21 protein-coding genes are annotated in these 24,656 nt (G+C 44.0%); 6 read left to right on the plus strand and 15 right to left on the minus strand.

Annotated features, from left to right (window positions below; all coding sequences use genetic code 11):
* Nucleotides 1–165: 165 nt before the first annotated feature.
* The 7 genes from BK120_RS05580 to BK120_RS05610 form a co-directional block, all read right to left on the minus strand.
* The gene (locus tag BK120_RS05580) at nt 166–1,305 is read right to left on the minus strand and encodes an efflux RND transporter periplasmic adaptor subunit (RefSeq protein WP_076266482.1); all 1,140 of its coding nucleotides are present in this window, start codon (nt 1,303–1,305) and stop codon (nt 166–168) included.
* Nucleotides 1,306–1,326: 21 nt separating this feature from the next.
* Nucleotides 1,327–2,160, minus strand: coding sequence for a carbohydrate ABC transporter permease (locus BK120_RS05585; RefSeq protein WP_372238959.1), 834 nt, complete (start codon nt 2,158–2,160; stop codon nt 1,327–1,329).
* 52 nt (nt 2,161–2,212) lie between these two features.
* Nucleotides 2,213–3,109 carry a carbohydrate ABC transporter permease gene (locus tag BK120_RS05590; protein ID WP_083681644.1) on the minus strand — a complete coding sequence of 299 codons (897 nt, stop codon included), beginning with the start codon at nt 3,107–3,109 and terminating at the stop codon, nt 2,213–2,215.
* Nucleotides 3,102–4,502 (minus strand): ABC transporter substrate-binding protein, encoded by a 1,401-nt coding sequence (locus tag BK120_RS05595; protein WP_076266484.1) that lies wholly within the window; start codon nt 4,500–4,502, stop codon nt 3,102–3,104. The genes BK120_RS05590 and BK120_RS05595 overlap by 8 nt, the downstream gene beginning before the upstream one ends.
* Nucleotides 4,503–4,786: 284 nt before the next feature.
* The gene (locus BK120_RS05600) at nt 4,787–5,554 is read right to left on the minus strand and encodes a hypothetical protein (RefSeq protein ID WP_076266485.1); all 768 of its coding nucleotides are present in this window, start codon (nt 5,552–5,554) and stop codon (nt 4,787–4,789) included.
* Nucleotides 5,551–6,990 carry a sensor histidine kinase gene (locus BK120_RS05605; protein WP_076266486.1) on the minus strand — a complete coding sequence of 480 codons (1,440 nt, stop codon included), beginning with the start codon at nt 6,988–6,990 and terminating at the stop codon, nt 5,551–5,553. Before BK120_RS05605 ends, BK120_RS05600 begins: the two co-directional genes overlap by 4 nt.
* Before the next feature lie 4 nt (nt 6,991–6,994).
* Entirely contained in the window at nt 6,995–7,651 is a 657-nt protein-coding gene (locus BK120_RS05610) for a response regulator transcription factor (protein WP_076266487.1), read from the minus strand.
* A 165-nt stretch (nt 7,652–7,816) separates the two neighbouring features.
* Here BK120_RS05610 and BK120_RS05615 point away from each other — a divergent pair, with 165 nt between their 5' ends.
* From BK120_RS05615 to BK120_RS05625, 3 genes are read left to right on the plus strand one after another with little or no spacing between them, the layout of a single operon-like run.
* Nucleotides 7,817–8,524, plus strand: a complete 708-nt coding sequence (locus BK120_RS05615) for a hypothetical protein (protein ID WP_076266488.1) — start codon at nt 7,817–7,819, stop codon at nt 8,522–8,524.
* Nucleotides 8,525–8,534: 10 nt separating this feature from the next.
* Entirely contained in the window at nt 8,535–9,092 is a 558-nt protein-coding gene (locus BK120_RS05620; RefSeq protein WP_179089748.1) for an RNA polymerase sigma factor, read from the plus strand.
* Nucleotides 9,089–9,331, plus strand: coding sequence for a hypothetical protein (locus tag BK120_RS05625; RefSeq protein ID WP_076266490.1), 243 nt, complete (start codon nt 9,089–9,091; stop codon nt 9,329–9,331). The genes BK120_RS05620 and BK120_RS05625 overlap by 4 nt, the downstream gene beginning before the upstream one ends.
* Before the next feature lie 55 nt (nt 9,332–9,386).
* On the opposite strand, the gene BK120_RS05630 is transcribed toward BK120_RS05625, so the two are convergent.
* Nucleotides 9,387–10,970 carry a stalk domain-containing protein gene (locus tag BK120_RS05630; protein WP_076266491.1) on the minus strand — a complete coding sequence of 528 codons (1,584 nt, stop codon included), beginning with the start codon at nt 10,968–10,970 and terminating at the stop codon, nt 9,387–9,389.
* An 81-nt stretch (nt 10,971–11,051) separates the two neighbouring features.
* Complete coding sequence (locus tag BK120_RS05635; RefSeq protein WP_076266492.1) at nt 11,052–11,585, minus strand: cysteine hydrolase family protein; 534 nt, start codon at nt 11,583–11,585, stop codon at nt 11,052–11,054.
* 150 nt (nt 11,586–11,735) lie between these two features.
* On the opposite strand from BK120_RS05635, the gene BK120_RS05640 reads away from it, so the two are divergent.
* Nucleotides 11,736–12,788, plus strand: a complete 1,053-nt coding sequence (locus tag BK120_RS05640; protein ID WP_076266493.1) for a phosphatidylglycerol lysyltransferase domain-containing protein — start codon at nt 11,736–11,738, stop codon at nt 12,786–12,788.
* 117 nt (nt 12,789–12,905) lie between these two features.
* On the opposite strand, the gene BK120_RS05645 is transcribed toward BK120_RS05640, so the two are convergent.
* On the minus strand, nt 12,906–15,692 hold the full coding sequence (locus BK120_RS05645) for a glycoside hydrolase family 3 C-terminal domain-containing protein (RefSeq protein WP_076266494.1): 2,787 nt from the start codon (nt 15,690–15,692) through the stop codon (nt 12,906–12,908).
* A gap of 461 nt (nt 15,693–16,153) precedes the next feature.
* Between BK120_RS05645 and BK120_RS05650 the strand changes: the two genes are divergently transcribed.
* Nucleotides 16,154–16,555 (plus strand): RidA family protein, encoded by a 402-nt coding sequence (locus BK120_RS05650; RefSeq protein WP_076266495.1) that lies wholly within the window; start codon nt 16,154–16,156, stop codon nt 16,553–16,555.
* Nucleotides 16,556–16,670: 115 nt separating this feature from the next.
* On the opposite strand, the gene BK120_RS05655 is transcribed toward BK120_RS05650, so the two are convergent.
* Nucleotides 16,671–17,321: an MBL fold metallo-hydrolase gene (locus BK120_RS05655; RefSeq protein ID WP_076266496.1), complete on the minus strand. Its 651-nt coding sequence runs from the start codon at nt 17,319–17,321 to the stop codon at nt 16,671–16,673.
* Between the two features lie 69 nt (nt 17,322–17,390).
* A complete protein-coding gene (locus tag BK120_RS05660; RefSeq protein ID WP_076266497.1) occupies nt 17,391–18,596 on the minus strand; it encodes a multidrug efflux MFS transporter in 1,206 nt (401 codons plus the stop codon).
* A 248-nt stretch (nt 18,597–18,844) separates the two neighbouring features.
* On the opposite strand from BK120_RS05660, the gene BK120_RS05665 reads away from it, so the two are divergent.
* A complete protein-coding gene (locus BK120_RS05665; RefSeq protein ID WP_076266498.1) occupies nt 18,845–19,453 on the plus strand; it encodes a TetR/AcrR family transcriptional regulator in 609 nt (202 codons plus the stop codon).
* Nucleotides 19,454–19,540: 87 nt separating this feature from the next.
* On the opposite strand, the gene BK120_RS05670 is transcribed toward BK120_RS05665, so the two are convergent.
* The 3 genes from BK120_RS05670 to helD form a co-directional block, all read right to left on the minus strand.
* A complete protein-coding gene (locus BK120_RS05670; RefSeq protein WP_076266499.1) occupies nt 19,541–20,485 on the minus strand; it encodes a hypothetical protein in 945 nt (314 codons plus the stop codon).
* Between the two features lie 45 nt (nt 20,486–20,530).
* Nucleotides 20,531–22,105 carry a sigma-70 family RNA polymerase sigma factor gene (locus BK120_RS05675; protein WP_076266500.1) on the minus strand — a complete coding sequence of 525 codons (1,575 nt, stop codon included), beginning with the start codon at nt 22,103–22,105 and terminating at the stop codon, nt 20,531–20,533.
* 95 nt (nt 22,106–22,200) lie between these two features.
* Entirely contained in the window at nt 22,201–24,615 is a 2,415-nt protein-coding gene (helD, locus tag BK120_RS05680; RefSeq protein WP_076266501.1) for an RNA polymerase recycling motor HelD, read from the minus strand.
* Between the last annotated feature and the right edge of the window lie 41 nt (nt 24,616–24,656).

Below are 24,656 nucleotides of genomic sequence, written 5' to 3' on the forward strand. Positions count from 1 at the left end.
CAAGCGTTAGCTTGGCTTCCATCCCCGCATTAAGCTTATGTATCAACCGCGGCCTAGATACTAAAAAATGACGCACGTGGGGGATGTGAAGTTTTGTACTTACAATCAATGAAAGTCCCTCCGTATACATGTTGCAATAGATGGAGTAAAGCTCCTGCTTCCTACCTACTGAACGCGAACCTTGTCACCATCCTGAAGCGGATCTCCGCTCTCGAATACAATGGACTGCTGTTCGAACAGCCCATCTGTAACGGCAGATTGTGTATCATTTGAATCAACGACTGTAATGTACGCTTTGCGAACGTAAAAGGCGTTGCCTAATGGTCCACTCCTCTCCTCCATGGCAAACACATATTTTTTGTCTCCCTCATCGTGAATCGCTTTACTCGGTACCAGAATGACATCATCTGTCTTCTGAGTCAGCATAACCTCGGCACGCTCTCCCCCCTGCAATTGATTATCCTTTATCGCAACAAGCAATTTCTTCATTGCCGTATGTGAGGCTGTGCTTCCGCCTTCACCTGCTGGGCTAAGAGCATCAGTGTCTTGAATTTCCACTAGGCTGCCCTCGATTTGTCTAGCCTGAGTGCCGCTCAATTGAACATCAAGCTTCGCTCCTTTTTCCAGAGGAGCCGCTGCAGCCTCGGGAACTAGAATTTCAAATTCAAAGCCAAGACTCGTGTTGGCGATCATAACAGCAGGTCCTCCTTCGGATGAAGCCAAACCCTCGACCGCGCCAACCTTGGTTACAATCCCGTCAAAAGGCGCAACCAGTGTGCTCGTTTCTGCCAAATTCTCTTGCAGCTTCTGAATTCTCCGCTGCTGCATATCCCTATCTATCTCGTTTACCTTCAGCGCATGTTTGGCGCTTTCGATGCTCTTCTCATCTCCGCTTTGGGAGGCTTCGACATAGCTTTGCTGCAGCTCTTTATCGAGGAGCTGCAGTTTACTAAGAGCGGCCTGCTCATCTAGTATTTGATTTTTTGCAGCCTTCTGGTCATAAACAATCAATACCAGCCCTTTCTTAACAGGCTCTCCTTCCTTAACATTCACTTTGTTTACCCTTATCCCAGGCTCACCCGACAAAGCCGTTTGCACCCGCCATTTCACAATACCGCTGCCTTGAAAGTCATGATTAAGTTCACCTCGGTTTGGCGTGACTAACACGACCTTGGGTAAGGTTAAGGACATTAGCGTATTGCTAAACAGCGTAAATCCGATTAACAGCCCCATAAACAAGCCAAACAGAAGGCGAATTTTTCTTTTGCGTCCAGGCACTGCTTGGCCAGCTAGTTGTAATTCCATTAAAATCCCTCCGTGAATGGGCTAACCTTTAATTCCCGATAGCTGAACACCCTCAACAAAGTAAGACTCTGCATATAAAAATAACAGCACCATCGGAGTCATATACAAAACGGAGGCAGCAAAAGCAACGCCCCTTGCACCCTCGCTAATACGCGATAAATAGAGTGACAACGGCTGCTTGAATGTGTCCTCAAGAAATATAAGCGGCTGCTCAACCATGTTCCAATTATCAACAAATAACAAAACAATTAAAGCGGCGATACCCGGCTTGACGAGCGGTACAATAATTTGATAAAAAATGGTTGCATGCCCTGCCCCATCTATTTTTGCTGCTTCAACGTACGTATATGGAATATGCATCATGAACTGCCTGAGCATAAACACGCCAAAAGCGCTGAATATCCCCGGCAGTATAATGGCGGAAGTTGTATTCATGAGCCCCAGCTTATCCGCAATAATATAATTGGGCACTAACGTCACTTGAAATGGCATAAGCATGGTCATCAAATATACGACAAACAGCTTATCCCTCCCCCAGAACCGCAGCTTGGCAAATGCATAAGCGGCTAGAGATGCGATCATCACTTGCAGAACAATGATGGGTACAACAATAAACACGGAATTCCAAAACATATGGAGAAACATCGGTTTATGAACCAATACTTCATCATATTGACCAAATGATACCCAATCTGGGATCAGCTTTAAATTGATATATCCGTCTTTTTCCCCTGCCGCAATATTAACCATCTTGCCAATGAGATTGTAGTTATAGTCAATTTCAGTCTCTGTCATGAATGAATTGGAAAATGTAACAACAATGGGGAATAGCATTGCCGCAGCAAGCCCCCCCATGATAACTGACAACACAAGCTTTTTAAATAATGGCAATCCTTTCACCACCCTTTCACCCATCCATGGAATTCCGAAAACGCCGTTCGATGGAAAGCATGACCATTACAAAAGCAAGAATACAGCCTACCATTAGAACTGCAGCGGCTGTCAGCTTCTGTACATCAAGGGATAAAAACATATTATTCATATAATGCTGCAGCATATAGATGCGGTCATGAGGATAGTTGCCTGCGATCAGATACGTTTCACGAAACACTTTAAACGAATTAATAATAGAGATAAGGACGACAAAAAACAGGGTCGGAGTCAAATAAACGAGCGTAATATGAATCCATTTATGGAAAATGCCCGCACCCTCGATATCCGCAGTCTCATAATAGTCTTTAGGAATGCTTTGGAGCCCCGCCAAAAATAATATGATGTTGTACCCGATGTTTTTCCACGTATATACGATGGCTAACACACCGATTGACCATTCCGACTTCATCCAATCTATTCGATCCAGATGCAAGCTCTGCATCCAAGCATTCAATGTCCCATTCCAGTCGAACATGATTTGCCATATCATCACAATAGATGCGACAGGCACGACAAGCGGCAGTACAAAGGCGGTCTGCAGCCAATTTCGAATAAACAGCTTTTGATTCAGCAAATGCGCAAACAACAAAGACAAAGCGATAATGAGCGGTACACTAACGCCAGTAAACAGAAATGTATTGGCTGCCGCTTTCCGAAAGGATGCGCTGGCCTGCAAATCCTTGTAATTGTCCAAACCAACAAATGAGCCGTTAACGGTACTATCCTGAAAGGAATACACAACTCCCATGGCAAACGGGACAAGATAAAATAAGGAAAAACCAATCAGGCTCGGTGCCAAAAAGCAGGCTGCCGCAGCACCATCCTTGCGCAGCAGCCTGATTAGAACACTTTTGATGCTTTTCCTATTCATTTAAAACAGTCGTCACTCTATTTTGAATTAGCTTTGCCACGGCTTCAGGCGTTTTTTGTCCGGCGAAATAAGCTAAGGACTCTTCCCTTACAATGTCATCAATATGAGTATTGTTGAACTGAACCGAATATTTGGCTCCAGTAAGGAATTTATCGAGATCATCAATATCCTTTTGGGTAATTTCAAACACTTTGCCTTTCATCGGCCCGATCGGTTGATCAGACTTAACCGTTCCTTTTTTTAATACATCCTGGACGACCCTGCTGTATGAAGCTTTACTGAGTGGGAAGCCAGCACTGCCTGCTCGATGCTGCATTTCATCAGAGTGCATAAATTTCAAGAAATCCCATGCCTCCTCTTTTACAGAAGACTTTGCGTTTATGCCCAGCGTTTGATACGTTCTGAAGGAGCCGCCTGCCTGCTGACCGCTTGCGATCGGCTTTAAGTATAGTTTTGTTTTGTGGGATAGACCTTCTGTCAAAAACTCGCTTTGTTTTATCTCACGAATATAATCGTCAGGCGAGTTAATTTGGGTGTCTCTAAATATAGGAAAGCCTTTATCTCCACTCATAATTTTGTCATCGAACACGGATTTTACTTCTTTCAGCAAATCAGTAAAGGCAGCAGAGTCAAAATTAGCCTTCCCGCTCTCCTTATCCACAAACGTCCCATATTGATCATTAACCAGCTGCGTAATCATATATTCCGGCTGACTTGTGCCTAATACCGATTGATTTTCATCTGTATGCTTGACGAGTTCTCTAGCCGTTTCTATAAACTGAGTCCAGTTCCAATGGCTGTCGTCAATCTTAACGCCACTTTTCTCGATCAACGTATTATTGCCGAAGAGACCATAAATAAAAAAGCCAAGCGGCATCCCATATAATCCTCCGTTCACTTTCATTCCGTCTAAAATATTGCCAAAATACTGTTCCTTCTTAAATGTTGGGTCCTTATCGATCATCTCACTCATATTGACCAGCAGCTGTTTTTTTATATAATCCCCTGATGGCAGCTGGTCCATCTCAATCAGGTCAGGCCCTTTACCGGATAACAAAGCCGTACCTGTCGTTTTGATAAACTTCTCCAAATTGACTTCTAAATCCGCATCCTCTGTATCGATGTATTTGAGATCAATGGTGATATTGGGATGCTTGGCTTCATATTTCTTTTTGGCTTCTACAAAGAAATCGTTCTGAAAAAAAGTCGAGAACACAATCGTTTTTTTCTCATTGCTGTTTTTCGGTTCAACCGTTTCTTCCTTAGGCGGATTTGTACCGGCCTGCCCCTCGTTAGGTGTCTGCGTACCTCCTGAATTTCCGCCTGCAGCAGAGCTGCATGCAGATACAACCATCATCATTATCGTCAACAAAATGAACAATGCTTTTTTCATAGGTTCTCTTCCTTTCAATTGCTATCATTGTCTACTGCTTGCACTTTTATCGTTCCGAGGCATTACTTCATCAGTATAGTGACTGGATATATGATAAGTGAGATAGAGTTGTATTGAAGTTGTAAAATATAAAAATGCAAGCAAAAACGCCTTCGGCGTCCTTTAGACGCTGAAGTAGCTTTGACGGTGAAATATAAGCCCTTTATAAGCTAACAAACTTATAAATTCTTATATTTCAAAAAAGCCAATTGCACATGCAATTGGCTCTCTTCATCTCACTCTATTTACAGTCTAGAATAGTAACTTAACAACGCCATAACGTCCTTGCTAAACCCGACAACCTTATTTTGCCTCACATTCACCGTGACACAATATTTCAGCTTCTCATCTTCCTTACTCGTATAAAACAATTCCACAACGCTGTCCCAGCGGGTAATGTCCTCATTCAGCGACAATTCAGATAAAGAGTAACTTCCTTCTATATCGATAAACGCATTTGCGAGAGCAATGATTTTCTCTTGTTCACTTTGACTGCTGGAGGAAGGGGCCCGTACGACACCCACTTCGGAAAGTCTAATCACATCACCGTCTTTGGCGTTCAGCACGATGTCATATACTTCACTAGGATCAGACAATCTAGTCAGCGTTATATAATACAAGCCGCCAGAAATGTCATCCAGTTCTGTTTGATAATCCAGCTTGGCCTCAGCGCCCTGTTCAATCACCTGCGCCCTTTCCGGTCTGGGGTTAGTTCCATACTCCGCTTCATTTAGCAGTTCTCTAAATTTATGCTGGTCAATAGCCATCAGCTCAAATTGCAGCTCATCAATCGTTAGACTCTTTTCCAAATACTTATTGACTGCATTCAAACTAAGCGTCTTCACCGCCTCTTGGGACAGAACACCCTCGTATTCCACATCGTTGCTGCCCGTTTCTTTCGTTATTTTTTTAACCATTACCGTATCTTTGGGGGTCCTATCCAATACGTTTCCGCACCCCGTCGAAATGATTGCGAGCGCTGCGAGCACCATAACCAGAATGAGCTTGTTCATTCCTTAATCCCGCCTTTCGGATGACCCGGAGTGAACACAACTTCTACGGTTGTGCCCTGATTTTCATTGCTTGCAATATGGATTGCAGCATGATGTACGCCTGCAATACTTTGACATATCGCAAGCCCTAGACCTGCTCCGTTACTGCTTCTTGTTCTAGACTTGTCCGCCATATAAAAAGGTTCAAATATTTTGTCCTGATGTTCCTTGGCAATGCCGATACCCTCGTCCTGCACCTGCAAAATATATTGATTTCCGCGCCACAGAGCACGCAGTATAATGGTTTGCTGCGGGGCTGAAGCTTTCAGCGCATTATCTACAAGATTGGAGATCAACACCTTTATCAAATCCTTCTCCACCAGCAGCTCGCACGGTTCGCATTCCACGATCATCCCCACATGCTTCTCGCTCGCCATTACACTAAGCGTCGGCTTTAATTCAGCGAAAATCGCCCCTAAATCGTGCAGCTCCATCTGAAAATCGTCCTCCTGCAGCAAAATCAGGTTCATGAGCTTCAATGACAACGACTCTAAACGCTTTCCTTCCGAATAAATGACATTCAAACTATCCATAAACATTTCCTCGTTATATTTGGTTGTCCTCATAAAATTGGCGTAGGCAATAATGGAAGTCAAAGGCGTCTTCAATTCATGAGTAAAATTGTTGATGAACCGCTGTTTCTCTTCATTATTTCGCTCGAGAATCGTAATTTTGTCCTCAACAACAGCAGCCATATCATTGAAATTTTGAGCCAGCATGCCAATTTCATCCTTTGATTTTATCCGGACGCGCTCCGAGAAATCGCCTTGTGCAATAACCTGCGCGGTCTGGCTAAGCCGGTCAATCGACCTCGTTAGCCCTCGGCTTACAAAAAACATAATCAGCATATAGAGGAAGCAGGCAGCCACATCTACTTTGGCAAAAAACTGATATTGATCCACCCGGTCCTGGTACACAGAAGTAACATCGATCATATAGGTGAAAACATAGCTTTTATGGTTTATATTCGCAATATTTGATGTGAACAGTATCGTTCGCTGATCGATATCCCGCAAAATATAACTAATTTCGTCTACGGCGAGCTTGTCCAGTTCCTCACGTTGCTTTGGGATTTGAAAATCGGTATTGTTAAAGACTGACCGATTTTGCTCGTCTCTAATATCTAAATAAACGAGCTGCTCGTTATTTTTACCAACAAATTCATTAGCAATTCTCGTTAATACCGTTTTTTCGTAATCAATGGAGTCATAGATTCGAAGGATGGGTACAATCGCATCGACGCTGGAATGGATGCTCATGTTCTGGCTTAAAGCGTTGTTGATTTCCTGCTTAAGCATTCGATTATGGCTCCGCTCAATCACCATAATAGAGGCAGCGTTAAAAATAATGATGAAAACTAGAATAGAGAAGACATAAATTTTTTGCCAAAATTTCATCCTCTTAATCCTCCAGCCGATAACCGAGTTTATAAATCGTCTTGATGTAATCCTGCAGCTCTAGCTTCTTGCGCAGCGATTTAATATGCATATCGACCGTTCTCGTCTCGCCATAATAGTCGCCGCCCCATACCTTACTAATGAACTGCTCTCTCGAGAGGGCAATGTTCTTATTTTTCAGCAAAACAACAAGCAATTCATATTCCTTCGGCGTCAGCTCGACTACTTCCCCTTGACTGGTTACTTCTCGTTTATCCATATTGACTGTAATAGATTGAAATTGTAATACACTTTCTTCTTTGCCGTATCTTCGCAATACCGTCTCTATGCGGGCAAGCAGCTCGATAGCCTCGAAAGGCTTAACCATGTAATCATCGGCTCCCAGTTTCAATCCATTCACTTTATCGTAGACAGAGTTTTTGGCCGTCAAAAAAATAACCGGTATCTGGTACGGCTTAATTCGTTCCATCAGCGCAAATCCATCCAAATGAGGGATCATCACATCCAGCAATATAAGATCAACCTTTTCCCGCTGAAGCAGCTCCAGCGCCGCCAAGCCGTCATAAACCTCCGCCGTATCGTAATTCACAAGGTTGAGATTCATTTTAATAATTTTGGATATATGAATATCATCTTCAACAATCAAGATCTTTTTTTTCATTTCCCGAATCTCCTAACACGTATCATTAATGTATCGCTCTTAATGCTACGATAACGAAGCAACGTTAAAGATGCAATGAATTAACTAATTTTGTTCTCTTCCAACACTTTTAAATGTCATACGTTATATTTAGTGTAATTAGAAAATGATGGGAGCGTGAAGCGTATGGAAAACGTGCAGCAAGCTAATGTTCAAGAAAGAGCTTTGGAGAATATGGGTCTTCTCGATTTGACTGGAGTGAAAGCTGAGGACTTGGCTAATGTGACCTCCATTAGCAACATTGGTATCATAATTGCCCCAGAATCACTATCTAGTGCTTTGAATCGCATACCCCAGCAAAATATTGGATGCGTTTGTTTAGTCCCTTCTACGGCAGGCAAAGTGAAAATCTTGTCCGGGCAAGTTTCATTGGGAGGCGAGTTTTTTGCCAACAGCAATGGCGCTCCTGAGGATATTGTCGTCATTGCGGGGCAAGCGGTCATCACTTCACCAGTGGAGAAGATCGGGTTTCAAGATGTGATTTTAGCTGGACAGCTGATACTGCCTAAAGGGAGCGAGGTCGTATTAGGAAGCGCCATATCGCGCATGCTCGGTCAAATCATTTATTATTCCAATACGTCCTCCAATGTGCGGTTATTTCTAGGAGATGACACGTTCTCCAACAGCTTCTTTGAATTCGTTGAGGAAAAAATGTGCATGGTGCTGATTGGAAATTTCGAAATGGATGAGGATGTTCAACTCGAATTAATTAAAAGCAAAGTTTCCGAGATTGTAGTCATCGGCGATATAACAGCTTCGAAAGCAATTGTACCTCTACTCCAGTATCTTGCCATTTCAAAAACAGGAACGATCAAAACCAGAGATAATGAATGAGAAGCAAGCTATGCCGATAAACGCAGAGGCTTTGTTTCAGCAATTGTATCGTACACATTCAAGGCAAATCTATTCTTATCTACTCGGACGAACAGAAAGTAAAGAAACGGCCTCCGACCTGCTGCAGGACGTATTCATGAAAATCTGGAACCGCAAAGATGTCGTCGAAAGCATACCCGAGGATCAACAATTGTATTGGATATTTTCGATTGCTGCCAATCGGGTAAAGGATTATTATCGGAAATCGCAGAGCTATAAACAAGCTGTATCCAAAATCCAGCTGTATAGCTTTCCAAGTCCGAATGGTGACCTATCACAATTGTTAGCAGGCCGTGAGCAGTTTCACGAGCTTGAGTCAGCTATCCGAGAGCTGCCCGAGGAGCTTCGTTCTATACTGCTCATGAAGGCTGTTGGCGGTATGAAAAGCGGTGAAATCGGCGCTGCGCTTGGGCTGCCTTCAGGCACCGTTCGCTATAAAATACTGCTGGCACGCCGTCAGCTTGCCGAAACGCTTGGTATGCTGCCCAAAGACAAAGAAAAGGCTGTAGGAAGGAAGGGAAATGGATGAGCGATTACGAGTCAGATTTGAAGCTGCCTTCGGATGTCGAGCTAATGCTGGATGAATTGCTGGATACCTGGGCTCATCATGTCCAGCTTTCTTCACAGCAAACAGATGAAATCAACACACAACTTTTTACGGTTTCGGACGATCTAGGCTGCGAATGGTGGCATTCGTTATTTAATCAGATGCCATTTCATAATAAATCCTTTATCGTTTCACCCTATTTATATAAACGCTCTGGATAATCGTCTTAACATATGGAAAGGGACCGCCTCGAGCGGTCCCTTTTTTAAAATTTATTTACGATGGATTCATAGGGTTATCTACTTTTTTTAGATCGATTGCTATAGCCTGAACTTCACCTGTATTAGTAATGGTTACATCGTCTTCTACACTATGCGCTTTATTAGAAACATCACGGTATCCAACGATCCGATACTGCCCCGCAGGCGCATAGAGATTAAACGTCTTCGCATTAATTTTTATAAAAGTTAATGTAGATGTTTGATTATGATAAAGCATAATATATCCGCCATTTATGGGAACTAATTCACTGCTTAACGTACCATTGACATTGAAATCAGGCAATTTTAACGTGCTCGGTGTTACCGTCTCACCTTGGATCGTAAAGTTAAAACTTTGCGGTAAAATATACGTGCCACCGTCTACCGTTACGTTCACGACTTGATATTTGCCATTCGGCTCATCCACATGAATTTGTCCAGCAGTCCAATCAACATAGGATTGCGGGCTCTTAAAATCATCCATGGAGCGAAGATTTAAATTTCCATTTTCAACTATGTTCCCCTTAGCATCCGTAATGCTTAGCGTTGGCAGTCCAACACGTTTTTCCTGTATGATCAGCCAACGGTTTATATTTCGCTGAACACTTAAATCATACGGTGTAGTGCCGTGTTGATTCGTTTTATAAGGATCAGCGCCTGCTTTCAGTAGAGCTTGTACAATACTGTAATTTTGAGCATGGACAGCACGATAGAGGGAGTTGTCTATCCCCGGGTCAGCTCCGTGCTTTAACAATGTATCAACCAGAGCTGGGGAAGGATACAAGTCCTTTGAAAAAGTTCCATTCTCAGAAATGCCAATAATGCCTGATGCTGACTCCAGCAGCGAACCCGTCCTATCCTTATAATTTGGGTCTAGTCCTGACGTAAGCAGTAAATCCAGCAATTCAGCATTCTGGAGCACAATTACACTAAAGCCTATGTCTGAACCAGCATCCTTAATTGTAGCCCCGCCATTTAATAGTGCACGAGCAGCATCCGTTCTGTTATTAGAGATAGCATAATTTAATGGTGTATTATCTAAATATTCGACGAGCAATTTACCATTCGGGTCCGCTCCCCGCTTTATCAAGCTTGTAACCGCAGCGGCATCGCCCTTCCTCGCAGCCTCAAACAAACTACGCAGTAAAGCCTTTTTCGCATCTTCAGTCAATCCGAAAACCAGTTGGCTATTTTTCGAATCGTATTTCACATCCTTGCCAAGTACAATGGCAATGAATCGTGCCGGTACATAAGTGCGTCCGTCCTTTACAATAGGCGGCTGTGTCAAACGAAGCTCTCGATTTCCGATATAAATACGCGTTTGATCTACTTCCGCTTTAAAAGTAACTCCCCCGTGATTCACGGTAATCCGCTTTTTGTCGAATTTCGAGCTGATTTTCAGCGCATCAAAAATACTTTTTGCGTGCAGCATTGCGCTGCCCTTAACCTCGATCGGATTTACGGGCAGTTTAATCTCAGCACCATCAACAATAACCTTAATGAGTGGCTTACTGGCAGCGCTGACCGAATTCCCATACTCAAATAACGATAAAGAACTAAATATTAAGACTAGCAATAAAGCATTTTTTATTAAACGCACTTCTTCAAGCCCTCCCATTAGAAATTATTACCATTATATCATTTCTTCTAGTAAAAGTAGGCTTGAAAATAGATTGCGCTCCTAAAATGCCACTTCATTTACATCAAGAATATTAACAAATCTTCTATTCCAAACCTTCTCATGATGTTCGATGATTTTTTGTGCAGTCAGGACGGTGTTATCTAATGTACTATGGCTGTTTTTCGCTAAAATATTGTTCTTGTAACCACGGCTGTAAGCTGCCCGAATGGTGGTGTCCAAACAAAACTCCGTTTGTGCTCCAGCAAATATAAGCTGCTCAATCGACATTTCCTCTAGCGTAGATGCTAGTTCGGTATCGTAGAACGAATCCCAGCTTGTTTTGCGTATGACTGTGTCTTCAGCCCTTATGTCGAGCCCATGATGCAGCTTCCAATCCGGTGAATCTACATAAAATTCATCATTTGCGTTGTCATAATCTGTATGCTGGATAAAAATAATGGGGACATTGCCCTCCCGCGCGGCAGTAATCCACTCATTGATTCGCGCTACTAACTCTTCTTTTTTGTAAAGATAATTTTCCGGCAACGAAAAAAAGGCTTCCTGTACATCGATAACGACCAATGCTTTTTTCATGAAAACTTCCTCCACATTCGTTATATTCGCAAGAAAAAAACCTAAAACTTAGGTATTACTGGTATAATTTTTAACTATAATCCCTGTTTAATAGGAAGACAAATATTATTTCAGCTGGCTCCCAGAGACTGCTTACTTGGAGGCTTCACCATGATTGATGTCAATTCTGAAGAACGTCTGACAAAACTGCTTGAAAGATACGGCAATAACTCACACACGCATTTATACTACCTTGGCGATAAAGAATGGTTCTGGGATTCCGATTACGAGGCTTTGATCGTGTACCGCACAGCCTTAAATAGAAGAATTGTACTTGGCGACCCAGTTGGAAACCCCCGGTTTACTAGGCGCGTTATTGAGCAGTTTGTAGCAGACTGCAATGAGAATAAGCAAATACCCGTATTCTATCAAGCAAAATCCTCATTTCTATCGCTGTATGAGAAGCTTGGGCTGCGCTGCTCCAAGATCGGAGAAGAAGCACAGGTCGACTTATCTACCTTTCAACTGAATGGAAAGCAATGGCTTAAGCTGCGAAATCGCATGAATAAATTTGGACGCTCCGGGTTTACCTTCGAGGTTCTGCACCCGCCATATTCCGACTCCTTCCTCCATCGTCTTCAAGACATTTCAGATGAATGGCTGGGTAATCGGAAAGAAAAAAGCTTTTCTGTAGGCTCTTTCGCAAAGGAGTATGTCATGCGTTTTCCAGTCGCGGTGCTCGTTGGGCCTGATGGAAATTATGAAGCGTTTGTTACCATTGCAGGGGATCATCAGCCATTTATGGAAGCAGAATCTGTTTGTCGGCGATTAACGGTTGATCTCATGCGTTATACAAAAGCATGCCCGCATGGCACAATGGATGTTCTATTTGTTTCCCTGTTCCTTTGGGCCAAAGAACAAGCCTATGATGTTTGCAGCTTAGGCATGGCTCCGCTTGCTAACGTTACTGATTCGCACATCATCAAGCTTCTCTATAAGTATGGGAACAAGCTGTATAACTTTAAAGGGCTTTATGAATATAAAAATAAATTCGCTCCAAACTGGGAAAATGTCTACCTCGTTTCGCAGGCTGCAGCTACTTCCATAAACGTTGCGCTACTAGCATTAATCATCCATTCTAACGATTCCAATAAACAATCGCCCAGCCAAATTCCGCCTAAGCATTTTATACACAAAGTGCTGTCTTCAAAGAAAAGGGCTTAGTCGCAGAGCAATGAAGTCACAGCATTACTATACCGATTTTATAAGCAGGCAAAATCAAGGGCACCCTTTCGGGTGCCCTCGTTTTTTCTGGTAAGTATTACGCACAGCTATTCTGCATTACACTTTTTTAAATTCGATCCATTCAATCTGCAAGCCTGGTTTGATGAATTCCAGCTTCAGTTCATAAAGACCTTCTTCCAGCTCGACTTTCACAAGCTTCTGCTTGATCCATTTGCCTTCCGTTCCATTCGTCTGAATAGTCGTCATCAATTGATCGTTCAGTGTCACGTTGCAAGCACTTTGAGCCAGTTCAGGCTCAGGAGACATAATGCTGACAATAATCCGGTATTGGCCAGCTTGATCCACTTTCATAAAGCTTGATCCTACCGCCGCTGGTTTAACTTGTGCATTCTCAGAAAGTACTTGTGCTTGCTCCGGAGATAGAGATGCATTCGCTTTGAATGTATCGACCTTCTCTTCAATGACTTGTTTTCTCGAGAATACAGGGGCATGCATAATGAACTCACAAATGTTCATCGCAGAGCGTTGAAGCTCGCCCCTTGTTAACGTTCCATTCTCCAGCGATTCAATCGTATTGTCATCCCAGCCATTGATTTCCGCTCCATAGTTAGGAACAACCATATATAGATCATTTTGTGCACGAACCATCCAGTTCGTATATTTACGATCCGCTGCTCCTCCATTGATGACATCGTTCATGATGGCCCACCAGTCTGTCATGACAATACCTTTAAAGCCCCATTCGCCGCGAAGCACGGTAGTGTTCATATCATAATTAGAAGCCGCCCAATGTCCGTTAATTGGATTATAGGAGGTCATAATTGAATTCGCGCCGCCCTCTTTTACCGCAATTTCAAAGCCTTTCAAATAAATTTCACGAAGAGCGCGCTCTGATACGATAGCGTCTACTTTACTGCGATGCTTTTCTTGGTTATTGCAGGCAAAATGCTTCAGCGTAGCGTTAGAGCCGCCTTTCATAATTCCTCGAGTACATGCTGCTGCAAATACGCCGGAAATGAGCGGATCTTCTGAGAAATATTCAAAGTTGCGGCCATTCAGCGGGCTACGGCGAATATTGAGGCCAGGCCCAAGCAGAGCATCTACGTTATTGCTTAACAATTCTTGCCCTTCCATAACGTAGAGCTCTTCGACCAGCTCTGCATTCCAAGTTGCCGCAAGCAAAGTACCAATAGCAACCTGAGTCGCTTTCTGCCCGCTATCCATGCGAATACCTGACGGGCCATCTGCTGTACAAGCAACGGGAATACCGTAATTAAATAAGCTGTCGCTTACTCCGCCGAAAGCCGAAGCTGTACCCGGCGTAACAAGCGGACTGCTCATGCCTTCTCCTCTGACAATGGCAGCCAAATCTTGGTCGCTAAGCTGAGCGATAAAAGCTTCCATGCCAACCTTCTGCTCATAAACATCCCTTAATTTAAATCCTTTATTTCCAGTTTGCTTAAGTGTTGCAGGAAGATTCTTCTCAATCCGTTCTGCTAAGGAAACGCTGCGAGTGGGTACTTCTTCCGTAATCAGCTCATATGAACCGTCTTCCTTCCGAGCGCCCGGCTTCATTCTGCTAAAGCCCTCTATTGGTGCCAGTGCCTCTTGCAGCTGCTCTACGACCTGAAGAGCTTCCACAACGTAACCGTCTTTACCTTGTACGCTTATTGCAATAAGGTTTTTAACGCTTGTTCCTACATAAAAACGATACGTTCCCGCTTCTAGAACATAAGCGGAAGCATGCCCTGTCACACCAGCGTCATCATAAGATGCCATTGTATCTACAGGAAAACTCACTGTTAGGCGCTCTGATTCACCTGCTTGAAGCACTTTGGTTTTGCCGAATGCAGCCAAAGCTTTAGCCGGTTGTCCCAATTTCCCTTGCGGTGCTTCATAATAAACCTGCACGACCTCTTTACCCGCGTAGTCAGCTCCTGAATTGGTAACCGTTACGTCAATTTCAACGTATTTCTTCCCATCTTTAGTGGTCAGTATTGCTTGCTCAGAATCGACTTTAAATGAGGTATACGAAATCCCGTATCCGAATTCATATTGAACCTTCTCTGGACAAAATGTTTCAAAATAACGATAGCCTACATAGATATCCTCTTGATAAAAGTTTTTAAATTCATTGCCATAGTTTCGAGTGGATGGATAATCATCGATGGAATAAGCAATGGTATCCGTCAATTTACCGCTCGGAGTCACTTCTCCGGCCAGAACATCGGCAATGGCGTTGCCGCCTTCCATGCCGCCCTGCCAAGAGTAGATCGCACTTGAAATGGGGTAGACATAACTTTCATCGTTCATCCAGCTCATATCAATAATGTTCGATACATTCAGCACCACGATGGTTTGCTCGAAATAGGCTGTTACCTGCTTCAGCATTGCTTTTTCGTCCGAGGTTAGCTGATAGCTTCCCGGTGCATCGGCATTATCCTGATCTTCTCCCGCTGTACGTCCGATCACAATGATTGCCTTGCTCGATTTAGCTCTTGCGCCCGACACTAGTTCATCAGTTAACGGCATTTCCTTCTGGTGCCATGGCTCAGCAGCCCAGCCGCCGCCGCCATTATCGAATGGATTTTGCTCTATCCACTTTTCATAGACAGCCGCAAGCTCTTCATTGACTGCCAGGTTCTTTTTACCGCGAAGACCGTCTAATAAATTCGTTGTATAAGAAACATGGACGCTCCCGCCTGATCCTGTACCGCTGCGGTAGTAATTCACTTGGGTTCTGCCAAAAACAGCAACGTTTTCGCCGTCTCGAAGCGGAAGCACTTGTCCTTCATTTTTTAACAGTACCGCGCCTTCTGCAGCTACGGTTCGACTAAATTCAGCAAAACCTTCTAATGGAACTCCCAGACTCTGTGTACTCATTTTGTTTCCTCCCGGTTGTCTATTCCACACATATGGCTGGTTCGATAGAAAAGTATTTATTCTCTTTCTACATTTCCAGTTTTCACGAACCCATGCATGTTCCCTATAAAATCCTTTTTTTAAAAAAAGATATACTAACAATATACAAGCACAGCTTCTAAAAAAGCAAAATTAACAGTTCTTACCTCATCGGTGTCATGCAACAGTCTTGCTATTCTTTTCACTTCAACAATGTTATTATTCTACTGTAAGTTATTTTACTTATAAATGAAGGAGGGATACTTGATGAAGAAGAGATCGATTAAATCATTATCTGTTGGAATCGGGTATTCTACTGCTGTTTTTTTCTAAAATTGATTAAGACGGGATAGGTCTGTCTTCAATCATAAAAAGATAAAAATACAGTGAAAATAAACTATTCATATTTGTTTATTTTCCATTCATAAGGAGACTTACAAACGATGAATTTAAATAATCAGGTTGTTCATAGATATAATCCGGAAAATATAGCGAAGCCGGTTGGCAGCTATAGTCATGTAACGAAAATAAGCAGAAATGCGGAGATGTATGTGTTTTCCGGTCAAATTGGCATTGATCAGAACAACAATATTCCTACCGATTTTAATCAGCAAGTAACCAATACAATGAGTAATATTGTTGATATCCTCTCTTCACAACAATTAACTCCCGATCATGTCATTAAAATCAACATTTGGGCTACGGAAGAAATAGATTGGGATCATTTCTATGCCATTTGGGATATAGTGTTTGGCCAAACTCCCCCCTCCATGACGGTTGCTTATATCAAAGGATTAGGTTTGCCCGAATTAAAAATTGAATTAGACGTTTGGGCAGCAGGCTAGAGCCAGACTCTTTGCACATAAATCAAGCTAAAAGAGGCTCCGCAGATGACATGATCATCTCGCGGAGCCTTCTTTTGTGCAATCTAACCCTTAATAACACAGAGTTTTCCTTCTATTATTCATACTGCATCGTGACGACGCCAGCAAATTGGGACACGTTTTCTTTTGTAACTTCTAATGTATTCACTTCGGTCGTCCTATGTCCAACAGCCTTAATGAACTTATCCGCCTTGGCGAAAACAAATCTTCCTAAAATCCCTAGCGCCTTCGTACTGTAATGCATCGGAATCGCAACGGTCGCTTGTAATTGATGCACAACTTGAGCAGCTTCCGGTCCATCCAGTGTCATTCTTCCTCCAACAGGAACAATGGCAATATCTACTTTGCCGATTTCCTTTATTTGTTGCTCGGTCAATAGATGACCCAGATCTCCGCAATGGCAAATCGTTAGTCCATCCATCTGGAAGCGAAAAACGATATTCGGACCTTTTTTCGCACCATTTACCTTGTCGTGAAACGTCTTGAATCCTGTAATGCTCACATCGCCGCGACTGTATTCCTTAGGCTCATTCACCAGCAAATAATCGCCTGATGCGGCATTAATTTTATTATGGTCAGTATGATCATGCGTAACAACGACGATATCTGATTCAATGGGTACCGGCATGCGGTAGCCTAGAAATTTATAATAGGGATCGATGAGAACCCGCGTCCCTGCCTCCGAAGTCAGTAAAAACGAAGAGTGACCGAACCATTTTATGCGCATATTAAAAAATCTCCTCTCCTATATCTAACTTATTTCGCTGGCTAAACCCGAGAACGATCTCGCACTCGCTCACATCGTAAGCTTCTCTTGCCTATTAAGTTTTTTGTATACGTTAAAATAAACCCACACTGCGTTCAACAGCAACAATGCGCTCGTGATGAGAAATACATATTGAACACCAAACCAAGCTGCTACCTGTCCTCCTAAAATCGAACCTCCGAAGACGCCTAAATAGCCGGCCGACATGGCAAAACCGAACACTCTGCCCGTAAGGGGGGCTGGCGTTATTTTCTTAATTAGAACATTAACGGAAGGCGTGAGGCCTGCTGCCGTTAAACCTAATATAAAGCGAAGGCCCATTAACTGCCAAGGATTACTCACAAAAGCTTGCGGTATAAAAATAATTCCTGCCGCCGCAAGAGCAACGAGCATCACCTTATGAACCCCGATTCGATCGGAGAGTTTCCCAAGCTTTGGCGCAGCAATGATGTTGGCCAGACCTGAAGCGGAGAATGTTAATCCGGCTATCAGTGCAATATGACTGGAATCATGGGATAAATGAGTAATATAGACGGTAATAATGGGCTCCACGGAATATAAGGCCACTGTTAATATGAAGAAGGTAACGAACATCGTAATCGTTAAGCTTTTCTCAGGAATGAGCTGCCAGACCGCCTTGAGGGGAAGCACCTTTTTGTCCTCGCGAGTGAATGATTCCTTTACAAATAAGGCTGTCGTTAGGAATGCGATTAGCAGCAGCCCACTTGTTATAAAAAATACGTTTTGTAAACCAAATCCCTCTTCTATAAAGCCGCCAATTGATGGTCCAAGCAATGAGCCACCAATACTTGCTGTTGAAAGTGTGCCTAAAGCGTAGCCGGAATGCTCCTTATCCGTCTGCGTCGCAATTAAGGTTGTACAAGCTGTTGCATAACCCGTTATGACACCTTGCAATAATCTTAATCCAATCAGAACGTGCACATTCGTCGCAAAACCCATACAGCCTATAACAATCGCCATCCCAAGGCTTGCGCGGAGGAGCATCGGCTTTCGTCCAAACTTATCGGCCGCATGACCCCATATAGGTGAGAAAATAGCGGATATGATATAGGTGATACCAAACGCAATTCCAGAATATTGGGCAATGGAGCCTGTATCATGAACACCAAGCTGCTTGATATAGAGCGGCAATACAGGGGCGAGCATACTCATTCCTACGCCTGATACAAACATGCCAAACCAACAGACGATTAAATTTCTTTTCCAAATCGGCATGATGTTATGCCTTCTTTCCGCAGAGCCAGCTATAGGCTCCGTTTTTCAACCCTAGGCGACAACCCGAGCGTCGACGGTCAGCTCATGCATGTGCAAAAACACGGCATTATTTTGCTGATTGAGCTTAGGTTGTAAGCTCAATTTGAATATGTTAGTATTAACCGGAGAGTTCTCCACTTGATATTAAACGGAGATGTCTCCGCTTGTCAAGAGCAGTCTGCAAACCTTACTTAGGAAGTGATGAAGTCATGAATGATACCGAGGAAACAAACGGCCGCTCCGAGCGTCGTGATGCTGCAGAAAACCGACAGCGTATACTGGATGCGGCTCTTCGGCTATTCGAGCAAAACGACGTCGAACAGGTCAGCATGAATCAAATCGCCACGGAGGCTAAGATCGGGCCGGGAACGCTCTATCGCCGTTATCGCAACAAGGGCGAATTATGCCTGGATTTAATGAAAGAAAACATCGTTATCCTCTTCGAGAATATTGAAGCGTACTTGAAGCAAAACCGTACAGCCCCGCCAAGCCAACGATTAAAAGGGATTCTCACCTTATTCATCCGTTTCAGAGAAAAGAAATCCCAGCTGCTTGCAGGAGTTGAACAATCCACACCAACCAATCGGTATGCATCCCGGACGCAGAGTCCCCTCTACATCGAGCTGCATGAACTATTAGTACAGCTGTTTGAGGAAATGGAAACAACCGGGCGCACTCAACCAAGCAGCGTCTTTAAAGCTGATATGCTGTTGATGGCTTTAAGCAGCGAATCCTATTCCTTCCAAAAAGAAGAGCGCGGCTATACACCCGAAATGTTTTTGGAACAAATCTGGTTAACCTTCAATACACATTCATGAGGATGCCGATCGTATATAGTTTCCTAAAATACAGCAAAAAAACGGCAACCCTAGACGAGTAAATACCGTCGTAGGTTGCCGTTTTCATTACCCGATAATGTATCGGAAGTTTTCCACTGCTTCAAGGTTAGCTGTGGTGAGCCGGTTAATATGATTATAAAAGCTGTACGGGAATTTAAATGTGTGACCAAAATCCCAATCCGTATGTTGAAAGCTTTGCAGCCAGTATTCTTCCTCAACAGGCAGCCAATCTGATCGACATGCCAGTGGTAGAGGCCAACGCTCTACTGAAGAGAACAATTTTGGCGGCTGCTCCGGATTTATGTGATGACTGGTACGAAGAACTTTAACCAGCTTTTGAATAGAGGGAATGCCTTTCAGAAAATATTCGACATGACCGAGCTCATGCAAAATCGTTAATGCTTGCGAAAAAGTAAGCATATGTCCAATTAGATCATGATGAGCCTCTGATCTGTAAATGGTTTGAAAAGACGAAAGTTCATTTATGATAAATTCGGATAGCTGCTCAGCATTTTGAATAGCAGGAAAGCGATCACTCTCTGCCACTTCCAGCCGCTTCACGTCCGATGCCGAATACCCTAGCCATGACCTTCCGGGAATGGTTTTATTAAAAGATGCAATCAAGCTTGTAATGCCTTCAATATCATCCGCATGTCCCCAACCGTCAAGTTCTCTGATCGCCATCAAACTGATAGCTGCATAGATAACATTGTGTCCGACCCAGTGGAGCCCATCCATTGTAGGCAATAGAGCAGCCAGAATTTGTTTTTCGGCTGTTTCGGCATCCAGCTCTCCTCCGCTGCGAGCGATATGCTCGTATGCTCGACTGCGAAGCATTACGTCTGATTCTGCTGCTATTCGAGCTGACGTCTCGGCTGGCATCAGGTTTTCTTTCACGAAAAAATAGCTTGCGATAGCTGCCGCCCCGAAATGCGCCTCCCATATATCACCCGTTCGACCCTTGCACTGCGATATGATCGATAGGCCTCTTTCTAGGATGCGATTGTCCATCTCCCCACCCCACCTTTAAGCATAAACTTTATCTTTTAAATAAGGTCACGTTTCTGCGCCTATCTCAATGATCTTTTGTTCGATTGTATTCCAGCGCCACCGCGGAAAATATCCCTGCAAATGCACTCCGCCGTACCACTCATCTATTCCTTTATTCGCGATCCAGTCCTCTTTTCCATCCAACACCCTTTTTCCGAATTCGGTTAACGTAACGATACAATCGCGGAATGATAGCGATGAATCAAGATAAGACGGGATTGTCTGTAATCCGCCGATTTGTATTAACGGATACGGATCTCGAGACATTTCCTTTAAAATATGCCAGTATTGCAGATCACCCATACCCAAGGCGTTGAGTTTGTTTCCAACATGCTGAAATAATTCATACGGACCGTTTATTCCATCCTTGATCATCGCAAGCGTTGTCTGCTCTACAATACCAAGACCATTTTGTATAGATGGGAACCGCGATAAATGAAATTGAAATGCTTCTTGCGCAAACGGCAGCACGGACGTATCTTGAATTAACAATTGCTGCAGCTGCTGTGGATTCTGTGACGTATAGGCTTGCCAAAACGTTCTGCCTAAGTCCAGCTCTTCTGCCCCAATCGATTTCCAAGTCCCCGATAACGTCTCCATTTGCTCCCGAGAAAGCTGTCCCAACCCGCGAAACAGTTCAATTCCCGGATATTGCCCGATGCACAATAAGCTCAGCTTTGTTTTCTGCAAAGACTGCCCTGAGAACCAATGGAGCAAATGGCACAGCATCGTCTGATCGAACAAATCATGCTCAAACCAAAGCACAATCTCCTCATATTTATGAAAATCAGCCAACACTTTCTCCTGCGCTTCACTGCCCTGAACAAACTCAGAGCGAGGGATACCCATTGTTTGTTCCAAATATTGTGATCGTCTAGAACGATTGTCTAATGCAGCAGAATCTAAAAACACAGGACCTTGAGGGTAAACTTCCCGCCATACTAAAATCTCGCCCTGCACGATGCCTTGCCTCAGCTTCTCTGCTACTGAATCTCCATTTACAATATGAAGCACACCTTTTCCTCCTACATACAAATGATTATATACGGAGACCAAATCGGCTACTGGCAGAGCACCCTTCAATTTTCGACGAGCATCAAAGAGCCGCTTCTTTAATATCGGAACCGAAGTGCCCACAAAGCTTGAAATTTCTTGAAGAGAATACCCTTGAATATAAAACAATTGAACCGCAATTCTCATATTCGGTGTTAATAAAGCTATAGAATCATGAACGGTCTGCTGCAGCTCTCTTTTCTCAATAATATCGGAGACACTAACTTGAGCCTCTGCCGATTGTGCAGCTTCCTCGTAAGGCACCATGGGATGATGCTTTCTACGTGTAATACGATAGCATTGCCGTATCACAATAGCTTTGAACCATCCCGGAAATGCTTCTCCTACTCGCAGTTTATTTAAATGCAGAAAGGCTTCAGTGAATGCTTCTTGTACTGCATCTTCCGCTAGTTGAAAATCGTGCAGCTTCTCGTACGCAACCGCATTCGCCATTGCTGTATAGTGCCGGACAATAGTTTCAAAAGCTTGCCGATCCCCTTGTTTTGCGTCTTCGATATACTGAAGCATGCTCCCGCTCCTTTCTTCCGTATGATATAGAAGTGCCAACGGATTTCTCAAAGGTTACGGGTTTTGGTTTTTGCACTGCAAATCACAGCAGCCCCTTATTGCTCCAAATCATACAAGGAACGATCCACGGCTTGAATATAAGATGTCCAATCTCCTGTCGTGTAGAGGATAAGCTGGTGCATCGCACGTGTACATGCCGTATAGAAAAGCTTGCGTTCGCTTTCCCGATGATAGGTCTGCGAAGAAGCATCGTAGATCAATACGGCATCGAATTCCACTCCCTTGGCAAGATACGCAGGAATGACATGCACTCCATTCTCGAAGGTAGGCGTCTTCTTCGTAATGAGCCGAAGCGCCTGACAGCCCACGTCTGTCAACGCTTCGTAGGCATCACAGCTCTCGGTCGCTGTCTTTGTAATGACGGCGATAGATTCGAAGCCTTCAGCTTGAAGGGCAGCAAGATCTGCCGCGATTCTGTCCACTCGTTTCTCACTGCTATCCGTCATACAGAGAAGCGGCTTCTTGCCTCCTCTTTCGAAGGGCACGATCGCCTCCCCGTATGGCAGCAACAATCTCGTGAATTCCACAATTTCACGGGTGGAGCGATAGCTTCGAACTAGAAAGAAGCGTTTCGTTTCTGTTTCGCCATAAAGCCTTATAAGCGGCGAATCCATCTCGTGCAAGTTCGTCGCCTGCGTAAAGATCGCCTGGCCGAAATCACCGAGTACCGTCATTTGAGCACGGGGAAACAGCTTTTTGAGAAATTCATACTGAAACATCGAGTAATCCTGGCCCTCATCAACAAATACATGCCGAACCTCCGTATTGGTCCGAATACCCTCAATGAGTTCTTTTAAATACAAGTATGGTGTCGCATCCTCATAAAACAATTCGAGCTTGCTCAGCTTCTCTTTCGTTTGCTTGCATATTTCTGTCCAATCACTAGGCACTACGGTTTCATTCGTCATTTCCTGATAGGCGTTACGATCACTGAACAATTGATCATAAATACCAACCATATCTATAAATAACAACCGTCTCACACTTTGCCTCAGCGGTTTAAAGTTTTCTTTTACAACCATTCGGCGCAGCAGCTCTTCCTCCTGCTGGGCAAAATCAAATACATCGTCCTCTTGCTGGTGCTTATTGTTCATGATGTTATAGGCTTCGACATATTGCTCTGCAAACTCGAAGATCCCTTTATCTTTACGCAAAAACTGATAGGCAGCCGCATATTGATCATTATCGAGGTAGTTGAGTTCCTCCTCCACCCAGCTTTCGTCCCGCTCCTTACGCTCCAGCATGGCCAGCTCACGCAGTATCCACTCCTGCAGTAAAACGACACGATTGACCAAGCGGATGGAGGGGTCGTAGCTGTAAAATTGCGATTTCATTTGATCCGCGGTAATTAATTCACGATCTCGGAACTGAATCGCCTGAAATCGCATGCCTTTCTGGCCCAGCCATAAAGCATAGTTTCGGAGAGCTTGAAGGAAAACTTCCGACGACTTATATTGAATCCCCTTCATCCTCGCCTCGTATCCCGGATCGGATTCTTCCGTCAGCACATATTCGAGCTGATCGAACGGGTCCTCCAGACGAAATGTCCGTCCAAGCCAATATTCCAGATATTCCTGAAAGGTCGTCTGCTGCATATTTTCCTCGCCAAGCTCGGGAAGAACGGTGGAGACATAGCTGTTAAACATCGGATTGGGCGAGAAAAGCACGATTTGGTCCGCTTTCAGCCTCTCGCGGTGTTTGTACAGCAAGTACGCCACACGCTGCAGTGCCGCAGAGGTTTTCCCGCTGCCCGCGGCTCCTTGCACAATGAGCATTCGGCTATTATCATTGCGAATGATCTCATTTTGCTCCTTTTGAATAGTTGCAACGATACTTTTCATCTGTGCATCTGCGCCTTTGCCAAGCACCTGCTGAAGCAGTTCGTCGCCTATAGTTAAGCTCGAGTCGAACAAATTCTGAATCTGCCCGCCCCGAATCTGGTATTGCCTCTTCAGTTCCATTTTCCCAGCGACATGCCCACCTGGTGTTTCAAAGGCGACCAACCCTGGCGAATAGTCATAGTATACACTCGCTATAGGTGTACGCCAGTCATACACTAGGAAGCTCATACCATCTGCATCGACGAAGGACGATACGCCGATATAAACTTGCTCCTTGGATTCAAGACCATCCTCATGAAAGTCGATACGCCCAAAATAGGGAGAAGGCAGCAAGCGGTTCATACTCTTCCACTGCCTCTTCAGCTGCGCGTGGCTTCGTTCCCGTTCGGACAAAACCGCAGACTGCTGCTTAATCGTTAAGAAGGTCTCTTCAAAATCTTCGTCTGTACTCGTATCGACCGTAACCTCTTCCCAAAATCGTTTGCGGATGTCCGCCGCCTGATCGCGAAGCTGATCCACTTCAGGCTCTAGCTCAGCGATACTTGCTTGCAGCTGTTTCGTAACCATATCCAACCGTTCCTGCTCTTGCTGCCAATCTTTTGCATTCATCATCCTCCTGAACACGCTCCTTATTCGTTTGGTCTGGAGAA

It is taken from the genome of Paenibacillus sp. FSL A5-0031, from assembly GCF_001956295.1.
In the GTDB taxonomy this organism is placed as follows: domain Bacteria; phylum Bacillota; class Bacilli; order Paenibacillales; family Paenibacillaceae; genus Pristimantibacillus.

Excerpts from the sequence above, each read along its gene's own strand:
- helD (WP_076266501.1), bottom strand. The coding sequence starts at position 24,615 with ATGAATGCAAAAGATTGGCAGCAAGAGCAGGAACGGTTGGATATGGTT.
- BK120_RS05625 (WP_076266490.1), top strand. The coding sequence starts at position 9,089 with ATGAGCGATTACGAGTCAGATTTGAAGCTGCCTTCGGATGTCGAGCTA.
- BK120_RS05600 (WP_076266485.1), bottom strand. The coding sequence starts at position 5,554 with ATGAACAAGCTCATTCTGGTTATGGTGCTCGCAGCGCTCGCAATCATT.
- BK120_RS05605 (WP_076266486.1), bottom strand. The coding sequence starts at position 6,990 with ATGAAATTTTGGCAAAAAATTTATGTCTTCTCTATTCTAGTTTTCATC.
- BK120_RS05595 (WP_076266484.1), bottom strand. The coding sequence starts at position 4,502 with ATGAAAAAAGCATTGTTCATTTTGTTGACGATAATGATGATGGTTGTA.
- BK120_RS05650 (WP_076266495.1), top strand. The coding sequence starts at position 16,154 with ATGAATTTAAATAATCAGGTTGTTCATAGATATAATCCGGAAAATATA.
- BK120_RS05660 (WP_076266497.1), bottom strand. The coding sequence starts at position 18,596 with ATGCCGATTTGGAAAAGAAATTTAATCGTCTGTTGGTTTGGCATGTTT.
- BK120_RS05610 (WP_076266487.1), bottom strand. The coding sequence starts at position 7,651 with ATGAAAAAAAAGATCTTGATTGTTGAAGATGATATTCATATATCCAAA.
- BK120_RS05645 (WP_076266494.1), bottom strand. The coding sequence starts at position 15,692 with ATGAGTACACAGAGTCTGGGAGTTCCATTAGAAGGTTTTGCTGAATTT.
- BK120_RS05585 (WP_372238959.1), bottom strand. The coding sequence starts at position 2,160 with ATGGGGGGGCTTGCTGCGGCAATGCTATTCCCCATTGTTGTTACATTT.
- BK120_RS05580 (WP_076266482.1), bottom strand. The coding sequence starts at position 1,305 with ATGGAATTACAACTAGCTGGCCAAGCAGTGCCTGGACGCAAAAGAAAA.
- BK120_RS05665 (WP_076266498.1), top strand. The coding sequence starts at position 18,845 with ATGAATGATACCGAGGAAACAAACGGCCGCTCCGAGCGTCGTGATGCT.
- BK120_RS05615 (WP_076266488.1), top strand. The coding sequence starts at position 7,817 with ATGGAAAACGTGCAGCAAGCTAATGTTCAAGAAAGAGCTTTGGAGAAT.
- BK120_RS05620 (WP_179089748.1), top strand. The coding sequence starts at position 8,535 with ATGCCGATAAACGCAGAGGCTTTGTTTCAGCAATTGTATCGTACACAT.
- BK120_RS05675 (WP_076266500.1), bottom strand. The coding sequence starts at position 22,105 with ATGCTTCAGTATATCGAAGACGCAAAACAAGGGGATCGGCAAGCTTTT.
- BK120_RS05635 (WP_076266492.1), bottom strand. The coding sequence starts at position 11,585 with ATGAAAAAAGCATTGGTCGTTATCGATGTACAGGAAGCCTTTTTTTCG.
- BK120_RS05655 (WP_076266496.1), bottom strand. The coding sequence starts at position 17,321 with ATGCGCATAAAATGGTTCGGTCACTCTTCGTTTTTACTGACTTCGGAG.
- BK120_RS05590 (WP_083681644.1), bottom strand. The coding sequence starts at position 3,109 with ATGAATAGGAAAAGCATCAAAAGTGTTCTAATCAGGCTGCTGCGCAAG.
- BK120_RS05640 (WP_076266493.1), top strand. The coding sequence starts at position 11,736 with ATGATTGATGTCAATTCTGAAGAACGTCTGACAAAACTGCTTGAAAGA.
- BK120_RS05670 (WP_076266499.1), bottom strand. The coding sequence starts at position 20,485 with ATGGACAATCGCATCCTAGAAAGAGGCCTATCGATCATATCGCAGTGC.